At 61.1% G+C, this 9915-nt stretch carries 11 protein-coding genes; 6 read left to right on the plus strand and 5 right to left on the minus strand.

Annotation, left to right across the window (positions count from 1 at the left end; genetic code table 11):
* Window positions 1-609, minus strand: a 609-nt coding sequence (locus CVO76_RS13405; protein WP_244185982.1) for an SDR family oxidoreductase, incomplete at its 3' end; no start/stop codon positions are given.
* Window positions 610-769: 160 nt separating this feature from the next.
* Between CVO76_RS13405 and CVO76_RS13410 the strand changes: the two genes are divergently transcribed.
* A complete protein-coding gene (locus CVO76_RS13410) occupies window positions 770-1666 on the plus strand; it encodes a helix-turn-helix domain-containing protein (RefSeq protein ID WP_208741823.1) in 897 nt (298 codons plus the stop codon).
* Window positions 1667-1833: 167 nt separating this feature from the next.
* Here the strand turns inward: CVO76_RS13410 and CVO76_RS13415 are convergent, their stop codons facing one another.
* From CVO76_RS13415 to CVO76_RS13430, 4 genes are all read right to left on the minus strand, one after another.
* Complete coding sequence (locus CVO76_RS13415) at window positions 1834-2172, minus strand: hypothetical protein (RefSeq protein WP_208739620.1); 339 nt, start codon at window positions 2170-2172, stop codon at window positions 1834-1836.
* Window positions 2173-3252: 1080 nt separating this feature from the next.
* Window positions 3253-3702, minus strand: a complete 450-nt coding sequence (locus CVO76_RS13420; RefSeq protein WP_208739621.1) for a MarR family winged helix-turn-helix transcriptional regulator — start codon at window positions 3700-3702, stop codon at window positions 3253-3255.
* Window positions 3703-4018: 316 nt separating this feature from the next.
* Window positions 4019-4192, minus strand: a complete 174-nt coding sequence (locus CVO76_RS13425; protein ID WP_208739622.1) for a CsbD family protein — start codon at window positions 4190-4192, stop codon at window positions 4019-4021.
* Between the two features lie 504 nt (window positions 4193-4696).
* Window positions 4697-5023 carry an ANTAR domain-containing protein gene (locus CVO76_RS13430; RefSeq protein WP_208739623.1) on the minus strand — a complete coding sequence of 109 codons (327 nt, stop codon included), beginning with the start codon at window positions 5021-5023 and terminating at the stop codon, window positions 4697-4699.
* Window positions 5024-5906: 883 nt separating this feature from the next.
* Between CVO76_RS13430 and CVO76_RS13435 the strand changes: the two genes are divergently transcribed.
* From CVO76_RS13435 to CVO76_RS13455, 5 genes are all read left to right on the plus strand, one after another.
* Window positions 5907-6362 carry a MarR family winged helix-turn-helix transcriptional regulator gene (locus CVO76_RS13435; RefSeq protein ID WP_208739624.1) on the plus strand — a complete coding sequence of 152 codons (456 nt, stop codon included), beginning with the start codon at window positions 5907-5909 and terminating at the stop codon, window positions 6360-6362.
* A 352-nt stretch (window positions 6363-6714) separates the two neighbouring features.
* The gene (locus CVO76_RS13440; protein ID WP_244186333.1) at window positions 6715-7287 is read left to right on the plus strand and encodes a GNAT family N-acetyltransferase; all 573 of its coding nucleotides are present in this window, start codon (window positions 6715-6717) and stop codon (window positions 7285-7287) included.
* 213 nt (window positions 7288-7500) lie between these two features.
* A complete protein-coding gene (locus CVO76_RS13445; RefSeq protein ID WP_244185983.1) occupies window positions 7501-8091 on the plus strand; it encodes a DUF1349 domain-containing protein in 591 nt (196 codons plus the stop codon).
* A 176-nt stretch (window positions 8092-8267) separates the two neighbouring features.
* Complete coding sequence (mscL, locus tag CVO76_RS13450; protein WP_208739627.1) at window positions 8268-8687, plus strand: large conductance mechanosensitive channel protein MscL; 420 nt, start codon at window positions 8268-8270, stop codon at window positions 8685-8687.
* Between the two features lie 222 nt (window positions 8688-8909).
* Window positions 8910-9575, plus strand: coding sequence for an ANTAR domain-containing protein (locus tag CVO76_RS13455; RefSeq protein WP_208739628.1), 666 nt, complete (start codon window positions 8910-8912; stop codon window positions 9573-9575).
* Window positions 9576-9915: the final 340 nt, after the last annotated feature.

A 9915-nucleotide genomic window follows, 5' to 3' on the forward strand; every position in this document is an offset into this window, starting at 1 on the left:
CTCTGCGTAGTCTTCGATGGAGAGTTCGGGCCAGATCGAGGAGGCGTCCTCGACGAGGAGTTCTGTGCGGAAGAAGCCGGGCTCCACGACGGTGGTGTGGATACCGTAGGGCGCGAGGTCGTAGTGCAGGGACTCCATCCACCCCTCGAGGGCGAACTTTGATGCCGCGTACGCAGCGCAGAACTCCTGGCCGATCATCCCGGCGGCCGAGCTGATCGTGATGACATGCCCGCTGCGCTGTCGACGCATCACGGGTAGGACAGCGCGCGTGACGTTGAGGGGTCCGAAGAAGTTGGTCTCCATCTGCGCTCGGACCTGCTTGTCACTGATTTCTTCGAAGTAGCCGGCGTAGAAGTTCCCGGCATTGTTGACGAGGACGTCAATGCTGCCGAAGTGCCCCACAGCCGCCTCCACCGCTGCGGCAGACGCAGCCGGATCGGTGATGTCCAGGGACAGGGCCAGAAGGTTCTCGTGCTCACCCAGAGCCGCGGTGACCTTGTCCGCGTTCCGGGCGGTGCCGACGACGCGGTGCCCGGCGTCCAGGGCAGCCTTGACCAGATCGACCCCCATGCCCCGGGCAGCTCCGGTGATGAACCAGACATTGGGCATGATGATGCCTTCCTGTAGTCCTTGCCGGCCCTTCTGGGCCGACTGATATTTCAAGTCAACAGGCCTTGTCGGAAGCGAGCGAGACCCTACCTATAGGTGCTTTGGCGGGGCCCCTCTACCGCTCCGGAGGTGGGATACCTTCGTTCCCATGAACGTTCCGATGGACAACCAGGACGACCTCAGCGCGTTCCTCGTCTCGCGCCGCGCCAAGCTCGACCTGCACCAGGCCGGCCTGCCCGACTACGGCGGACGGCGCCGGGTCCCCGGTCTGCGACGGGACAAAGTCGCCTTCCTGGCCGGCATGAGCTCGGAGTACTACAAGCGCCTCGAACGGGGCAACGCCAAGGGGGTGTCCGACGCCGTCCTCGACGGAATCAGCCGCGCCCTCCAACTCGATGAAGCCGAGCACTCCCACCTCTACGACCTCGTCCGCGCGGCGAACACCGGAGCCCACCCGCAACGCCGTCGCCCGGCCCAAAGAGCGCAGGTCACCCCGGCCCTGCAGCAGACCATCGACGCGATGACAACCGTCCCGGTCTACGTCCAGAACGGCCGCCTCGACGCCGTCGCCACCAACACTCTCGGCCGCGCCCTGTTCTCGGAGATGTTCGACGACGCCTCCCAGCCGGTCAATGCGGCTCGCTTCGTGTTCCTCGACCCCAAGGCCCGGACGTTCTACCAGGACTGGGAGTCCAACACCCGCCAGATCGTCGCCCTACTCCGCACCGAAGCCGGCCGCTCCCCCTACGACCGCCGGCTCAGCGACCTCGTCGGCGAACTCTCGACCCGAAGCGACCTCTTCCGGAAGCTCTGGGGCGCCCACGACGTCCGCGAACACCGCACCGGCACCAAAAGCATCCGCCACCCCCTCGTCGGCGATCTCGACCTGACCTACCTCGGGCTGGACCTTTCCAACGACCATCAATTCACCATGCTCATCTACTCGGCCGAACCAGGCACTGCCTCGTACGACGCGCTACAACTCCTCGGAAACTGGACCGCCACCCAAGGATCAAGGGCACACGTCGAAGATCCACTTCCGCGCGAACTGGAGTAGCCTCACCAAGCACTAGCCACCTTGGTGCACACACCAACACTTCAGCCGACGAACGTGCCCCTTCAGTACAACCAGAAGTACCTGCATTCGGAGCGGCAGACGTGTCGCATGAACATGTTTGGAAACTGCGGACGCGAGCAACCCGGACAGTGCAGATTGCGGAGGCTCTAGAACTGGATTTGTGCTTCGGAGTCGGTGCCGGTGAGCAGGGGGCGGATGATCGGCTCGTTCCATCCGTACTCGAGGAGGGCTGCGCGGAGCTCGACTGACTGGGCAGGGATCTGTCCGTGACCGACGCCGCGCCAACGGAAGGTCGAGGCGTAGGCGTGCCTGCCCTTCCGGGACCGGTCGAGCATGTTCAACGCCTGGGTGCCGGGCAGCAGGTGGGTGTCGGTCCCGGTGCCGGCGTGTACACAGAGCGGGACGTCGTAGACGTGCATGAGCGCGATGCCGGAGTGCAGAGTCTTTCCGGTGAGGTAATCGTAGGCATAGCGCCGCGGTCGCATGGTGCGTGGCTCGCCATTTCTGGTGACCCAGAACTGCCCGTATCCGTCATCGGCGACGGCGAGGGCGCCGGTCCAGATCCAGCAGTCCGGCGGCCGCGGGCGACTGATCCAGCAGCCTGGCGAGCCCGGCCTCTGATCGAGCGATCCCGAAATCGTGTCAACGAACACCCGGTTATACCCGGCGGCATTCAGCGTGTCGACCTACAGCGAAGCGTCCTGCTCAGTTGTCGGCATCCGCGCGTACCCGAGAAGGTGTCCCATGCCCTCCAAAGTAGCGGAACTCACCACACGCTGGCAGACGTGGAGCATAGATGGTGGTACTGAGAATTGCTATAAGAAAAGAGCCTTCCCAAGGCTCCGACGGGGTCCGGCAGCACGTGTAGCGGAAACGTTCGTTTTCGGCAGGTTGGGCGACCGGCTTCTGACTGTTAGCTCCCTTGGCGGCGTTCTGTGATTGCTTCTTGGAGTGATAAGGGATTGCAGGCCCTCTTAGCGCCTTTGAGGACTGCGCAGGGTGAGGTGGGCTGTGACGACCGGTGGTCATCCACTTGTGGGCGGGTGGAGCCCGAAGGGTAAAGCTCAAAGCCGTCCATCTGTGGTTGAGTAACACTCATAGCCGGACTGACTGACATCACGTCACTTCCGAGTGCATCGCATACCTGTGAGCCCTTGAATGGTTCGCCGAGTAGTCCCGGGTAGTTATTGAAGGGGGGGGGCGGCGGCGCACCAAGGGGAAGCTGTGGTCTCAAACAAGCTGCCTAGCGCCGCCGACCCTGAGAGCGAGAACTGTCTCTGCTAAGGAACAGGACAGCTACCGGCGCGGGCCTTCCGGTTTCAAGAGAAGGACGACGCCAGAGGCGAACGACCATGCACCGTTCGAAGACGAGCAGGGACTATCGCCCCCATCGAGGCTAGCGACCTGAAGGCAGGACAACACGAGGACCAGCCACCCGCACCTCTTCATGCGACCATTTGAGCGCTGCCGGACAGTACCCGCGACGAACACAGGCGCATACTCCAGCGCCAACCTGGGTCACTTACCACTAAGAAATCCGCGCACCCCCACCAGCAGATCTGGTTTCAGCTGCGCTCGAGCGGGTGCGCGGCGGTAAGGCCCTTGATCAGTGTGACAAGTACAGGGTGTATCTCGTTGCCGCCGGTGATGGAGCGGTAGGAGTGCTGTTCCAGGTGGTTGGCTTCAGCGAGGACCAGGGCACCTGCTGTGGTGATGCTGATATTCAGGCCGCGGGCTCCGGGCGTTGGTGCGGAGCTGGTCAGGTACCCGCTTGCTTCGAGTGACCGTAGTGTCCGGCGGAGAGTTTGGGGTTGAACGCGGATTACTCTGGCCAGCGCGGCTTGACTTGTTGTTCCTTCAGCGTGGAGGGCCTGAAGGGTGGCAAGCCCGGCGATAGTCAGGTTCAGATTTTCCAGCTCGCTGTTCAGAGCGTATTCCCAGAGGCGTGCTGCCGTGCTGAGCAGTTGAGGATCCGACCATGTTTCGGGTTCCGCTGTAACGGTTCTGGGTGTCATTGCCGCCGCTCTTTCCCTCATGCGTCATCTGGTTGACATTGCAGGTCTCCGCCCGTCATCGGTTCTAATCGGCCGGTTTGGCCGGTTTGGCCGGTTTGGCCGGTTTGGCCGGTTTGGCAGGATCGGTGTCCTGGATCGCGTTGATGACACCGATTTTTATCAGTGACAAGTCACGGGCTGATGTGACGGCAGTTTTAGGCGTCGGTGGCCGTGGAGTGACGGTGACGTGGCGATGACAATCATGCTTGGTGGTTGGTCGTGATGCGGGTGAAGGCCACCCTCGTGGTTCCACTGGCTGGCCTTCACCCTGGAACAGTTACTTCTTGAAGGCGTCCTTCACGTTCTCGCCGGCGTCCTTGAGCTCGGCTTTGGACTGCTCGGCCTGGCCCTCGGCGCGCAGACGATCGTTGTCCGTCGCGTCGCCGTAGGCTTCCTTGGCCTGGCCGGTGATCTTCTCGGCTGCGTTCTTGATCTTGTCGTCGAGTCCCACAGTGTTCTCCTTCGCATGATGTGTTGTGTGATGGGTGTTTCTGGTGCCGGCTCATGGGAGTGGGCCGGGGTCTGGATGCTGATCGGTCAGCGGCGGCGGTATGGCTTTTTCGGGCGCCCTTCGGCGACGCGGCGCCGCTCCATGTACCGGCCGAAGAGGGCGGTGGCGATAGTGATGGCGATCTTCTTCATGGGTTCCTCAATTCTTAGGTGCTGGTGGTTGATGGGAATTTAGTGGTGGGCCGAGGCCTGTTCGACCGTGACGGAGCTGTCCTTCTTAGGGTCGGCCTTCACATCGATGGCGATACCGGGTGATGCTGGCCCTCTGCCAAGAGTCAGGTTCAGGTCGTTGTTGATGCGGTGCTCGACGTCGGCTACGACCTGTGGCAGGTCGGCGTGTGACGTCGTGGTGATGCGGATCGTGATGTCCGGCGCGCGGGAGGATCCGCGGAGAGGCGGTACGACTAAGCGGGATGTCGCTGTTCTGGCTGGCAGTCAGAAGGAGCTACAGCGCTTGTGCGGTGTTCAGTCCATAGCGCTCCATCAAGATTCCTTGGGCCTGGCCAATCTGGTCTCGTGCGGCTGTGGCTTCCGACAGATTAGTAAGCCGGCGCAGACGCTCATTGATGTCATGTAGCCGTTCGAGGACCCGGTCAAGCTGCTCTTCCTCCGCCGCCTTCCGATCATCTGCCCTGTCCTGCTGATCCTCCGCGTCCTCGTTCTGAGCGCAGCAATCCTGTTGATCAGGTCCCTCTCCGGCCTGACCGTCTTTACTACCCTGCGTATCTTCGGGTTCATGGCGGCTCTGAGCTTCGTCACGAGGATCCGACATTGGATCAACCTTTCACCACGCCCTACCCGATGCTCAGAGGCGACCCCCTCTGACGTGCTTACCTCGAGCGGCTTGATGCGTGAAGTATCTACCCTCGTCCAGCGCTGAGGAAGAGCAACAAAAATCGACTGCCAGTTGGCACTGCCCCTGCCTTCGCAATGAGGCAACTGTTCCTACTGATCGCCGGTTCGGCCTCCAACCAGTTGGCCGACGATGCAATTGCTGCTTCCCTTCCCAACCCCGGCGTCCTCGACCAAGCCGGAGGGATCCTCGCAGTACCAACGACAGTAGTCCTGATAAGGCGTTCCGACTTGTCCGTCAGCGCACCCAGAATACAAACCACAAAGCTCCACGGCCACCGATGACATCGCAAGCGGCACTCCACGCCTCATCAGCCGTACAGACAACCCCCTGGAACAGGCTCGAAGACTGCCTTTGCCCGACTACTGCCCATCCTGACTGCCCACACAGACTGCCCATCCTGACTTCCCGCGGAGCCTTTTCATCGGATGAGCACTTAGTCATGCAAGTACGGTCGGTGGCGAAGGAGGTGGTGACCACTCGTGCCGGGCACGCTGCACCTTCCTACCCTTGCTTCAGGGCTAGCTGCCGATCGTTTCACTCCAGCGCTGGCCCCTCGTGACACCCTCCCAGGGACGCGAGGTGACAACTGCAGCCCCCAGCTCTGGGGTTGTCGCGACAAGCGTCGGCGGCGCCGACAGGTCCTCATGAGACCGGGAGCTGCCACGCGCCGCCAACGCCTTCCCAACCATCCCGGCACATAACAATCGAGAGCAACGTTCCAGTCGAGCCTGAGCCGGCGCTGACCTGCTTCTGAACAGATGACAGAGATCTTCTGTCGTTGTCGTGGTACGCAGGAGGTATGACGTCAGCGACAGGGAACCATCTGAGCGACCCGGAAGATCTACCGATGGTCGACCTCCTGCGTCGCTGCTCGATCTATCTCGCCGGCGTGGAAAAGGATCTGGCCGAGAAAGCAGGATTGAATACGACTGACGCGCGCGCCCTGGCCCTGATCGTCGAAGCAGACGCTGGGGTCGAAGCATTCAGTCCCCGAGTCCTGGCTGATGTGCTGGACGTATCCACGGCAAGCATGACTGCGGTCACCGACCGGCTGGAAAAGGCCGGCCTCGTAGAGCGCCGACCCAACATCGCAGATCGCAGGAAGATCTGTCTCCATCCCACATCACACGGCTCTGCGGTCCACGTCCACATTCAGAGCGGGCTCAGAGAGACGATTACCGAGTCCCTTGCCCCTTTGAGTGCTCAGGACAGTGACGCTTTCCATCGAGGACTCCGCGCTCTCGCCCAACTCTGAAGCCGCCCTCACCATCCGACCGGTAGGACGCACTGCAGACCCCAATAATCAGACATCGTCAGCAGACATATAGCTAGTTTTCCTAGCTTTACAAAAGTTGAAATATCGTCGTACTCTGACGTTGGGTCAAGAAACGGCCTGTTCTGGTATCTCCTCAAAGGTCGCTCCCGTGCCCTCACCATCTGTTCTTCCCTCCCGCGTTGATAGCTCGATGCACTCCTTCGACTCTGAGGTTCCACATACTTCCCTGGGTCTGGCCCCCGATACATCAGCAGGCGGGACTACTGGAACTGGCTCTGAGACTCCGGAGCCTGCCTCTGCTGCGGAGGAAGTGATAGGGGCAGTTGTGGCGATGAGCGTAGCGGCCGCCGCCCTGACGGATGCCGGCGATACAACACCGAGAGCTTCTCTGTCGGAAGAAGAAACAACCGACTGGGCGATTTTTCCGGAGGAATCCTCAACTGGGGTTCCTCTTGATCTTCAGCGCGCGACGAATCGAGATCTTCGCCGGTGGAGTATCAGATTGTTCAAAGTCATCGACCTGGACTTCCCGCCCTATGGGGCGGTAGCGGACTACGAGCGGATTTCTGACGAGCTCAAGCGGCGCCGGGACGCGGCAACTGGAGGGCGGAAGTCAGTCAATTTCCGGGAGAAGTTCTGCGACAACGCGCGGGGTCACCGCTTTGAACTGTTCCGCGACGGCGTCCTGACTGGGTACGTCGCTTACACCATGAGAGCCGGCATCATACGCTTGCACCGTACTGTCGTCCTCGATGCGTTTGACCGCGAACAGGTCGAGGGCACCCTGATGCGTAACGTTGTCCTGGCAGCGCACAAGCGCCGCCTTGCGGCTGTCCCATACTGTCCCATCGCGCAGGGATTCTTCCGTCAAAACCCCCAATACAGGCAGCTCACCCACCAGTAAGACTCTGAGAACACATCGACCGGAGATTCGGCTGGCATCACGCCCCAGACCAGACATCAACGATGACGGTGACGGAGGTGATGCGGGGTGTTTGGGCCTCCTGCTCGGTTGTCTGGCGGTGTCTGCGAGACGGGAATGCGTGGCAAATTCTCTTGGCGGGCACTGATTTACCGGGTTGCGCCTCGGCAGCCACTGATAAAGCTGGAGAAGATCGTGAAGCGCAGTATCGGCTGGGACGAGGGAACGTGGACGAATGTGCCCGTCCGCGTGGTCTCTGATGAGTCGGGTCTTCAGGTCACTGCCCGTAAAGGTAGTGATGCGTGGGGTCTGAGCTCCTACGGTGTCATCCATGCTTCGGAACATGCCCTGCTGATGGGCATGCGACCTCAGTCGGCCATGGAAGTGCAATTTAATCTCGACTTGTCTGCCCAGTTCGATCAGGCTGGTATTTTCATCAGAATCGATGATGAAACCTGGATGAAAGCCGGCGTGGAAATCATCGAGGGACAAGAGCATCTTGGCACTGTGGTCACGAGAGTCATCTCGGATTGGTCGCTGTCTCCCGTACCGGAGTGGTCCGGACGGAAGGTGACCATCCGCTGTAGTCGATCCGGCAGCGCCCTCACCATTCGCGCACGGGTCGCTGACGAACCATGGCGACTGATCCGCGCGACACCACTGGACCCCGACGCGACCGTGCAAGCGGGCCCGTTCTGCTGCGCACCCATCAACGCGGACCTCACCGTCCACTTCATCTCCTGGCGCATCACCCCACCAGATCCAGCTTTGCGCGCATACATCTGATTGCAGCTATCGATGCAGATGCACAGGCAGACTATCGACGAAGAGCCCGAAGCCCATGCTCCAACTCCCTCTTCGAGTCGATCGAGTGGACTATGGTGAGTACCTGCTAGTGAGGTTTACGGTGATAATTGTCAGAATCACGCCGTCGATACGACGTGCATTGGAGGGAGAAGATCATGCTGCAAGGTTTCAAGGACTTCATCATGCGGGGCAATGTCATCGAACTGGCGATCGCGGTCGTCATCGGGGGTGCGTTCACCGCACTCGTCGGCGCTTTCTCGACCTTCATCATCAATCCGGTCATCGCCTCGGCCGGCGGCGTCGATGCCGCCGGTCTCGGCTTCGAAATCAGGCCCGGTAATGCAGCGACCTTCGTCGACTTCGGCAGCCTGATCACCGCGGCCATCACCTTCCTGATCACAGCAGCAGTGGTGTACTTCGTGTTCGTCGTCCCGATGAATCACGCGGCAGCACGCGTGAGGGCTCGAGCGGAAGTTCAAGAGCCAGCAGCCGAACCGACCCCCGTGGATGTCGCTCTGCTCACCGAGATGCGCGACCTCCTCCAACGCATAGACTCACGCAACGGTCACCTCTGAACAACAGCATGACTCGGTTCGACTGTCTGGTCGACGCGACCCGTCCCCACCCCCGCCTTCAAGCGACCAACACGAAGGCTTCAAGATCGGCGCATGTGTCGGGCGGACAGTCCGTTGACGTGGCGACGGAGAACGGTGTCGGAGGGCTTTGCTACTGTCCTTTTCTGAGGTCCGGGTTAAGACGCTAGCCCGAGGCAAGTCCGTTGAATGGGTTCTATCACCATGACCATTTCCGATGAATCGGCGGCTCCCCGCACCGGGGACGCAGGTATCGATTACTTCATCGACTGTCCGACCGGGACGGTCGAATACTATTTCGGATCACCGACGTTCCAGTGGTCCGATGAGTTGTTCCGGATCCACGGCTACGAACGCGGCGACATCGTTCCCACTCTCGAGCTCGGTCTCGCGCATATCGAACCCGTCGACAGGGACAGGATCCAGGCGTTCTGGGATCGCGTGTCCACGACAAAGGGCCCCGCCTCAGCGTACGCGTCCCTGCGGTCGGTGGACGGCCGGGTCCATAAGATCCTGATGAGCGCCGACCTCATCCTCGACGGCGACACCCCCGTCGGGGTATGGGGGCTCGTCGTGGACCTCACACGGTCCATCCACGCCGACCGGCACCAGCTCGCGAACGAAGCCGTCGCCGCGTCAACAGTCAGCCGGGCAGTCATCGAACAAGCCAAGGGCATCCTCATGAGCCGGCACGGGATCAACGCGCTGGAAGCCTTCCAACGCATCAGCAGCTACAGCCAGAACGCCAACCGCAAAGTCGTCATCGTCGCACAGGACATCATCGACCTCGCCCACCACCTCCACCGCGGCACCTCTCGCACAGGTTTCGATTCCGAGCACGAGCTACTGAAACTCCTTACCACTGACTGAATCCCGGCCAGCGGATAACCCATTCTGCTGAGCTTCGCAGGACCTCGCGTCATTGGGCGGCAGGCCAGCTTGGTCAATGAGTCAGTCCTGGTGTCACTTCAATTCCTCGGTGCGCAACCCCAAGGTCATTTTCTGCTGGTTGGCCACCTTTAGCCGAACGCCGCTCTACGGTTAGGTAGAGGTAGGACACGGCGATAGCGGAACAGGCGGATCAGGCAGATGAGCGGGAGTCGCCGACGAACGAGTAACCTCAGCGGGCCGGACGTCCTGATCGCCATCGACCGCGCACACATCACGCCCTGGGAGTTATGGCTGTACTACTACGGCATCGGCGGGAACC

The organism is Arthrobacter agilis (assembly GCF_002953615.1).
GTDB lineage: Bacteria > Actinomycetota > Actinomycetes > Actinomycetales > Micrococcaceae > Arthrobacter_D > Arthrobacter_D agilis_B.

Bases quoted from the DNA above. Each gene is read 5' to 3' on its own strand.
- mscL (WP_208739627.1), top strand. From the start codon at position 8,268: ATGCTGCAAGGTTTCAAGGACTTCATCATGCGGGGCAATGTCATCGAA.
- CVO76_RS13415 (WP_208739620.1), bottom strand. From the start codon at position 2,172: ATGCGACCGCGGCGCTATGCCTACGATTACCTCACCGGAAAGACTCTG.
- CVO76_RS13435 (WP_208739624.1), top strand. From the start codon at position 5,907: ATGACGTCAGCGACAGGGAACCATCTGAGCGACCCGGAAGATCTACCG.
- CVO76_RS13440 (WP_244186333.1), top strand. From the start codon at position 6,715: ATGAGCGTAGCGGCCGCCGCCCTGACGGATGCCGGCGATACAACACCG.
- CVO76_RS13410 (WP_208741823.1), top strand. From the start codon at position 770: ATGGACAACCAGGACGACCTCAGCGCGTTCCTCGTCTCGCGCCGCGCC.
- CVO76_RS13455 (WP_208739628.1), top strand. From the start codon at position 8,910: ATGACCATTTCCGATGAATCGGCGGCTCCCCGCACCGGGGACGCAGGT.
- CVO76_RS13420 (WP_208739621.1), bottom strand. From the start codon at position 3,702: ATGACACCCAGAACCGTTACAGCGGAACCCGAAACATGGTCGGATCCT.
- CVO76_RS13430 (WP_208739623.1), bottom strand. From the start codon at position 5,023: ATGTCGGATCCTCGTGACGAAGCTCAGAGCCGCCATGAACCCGAAGAT.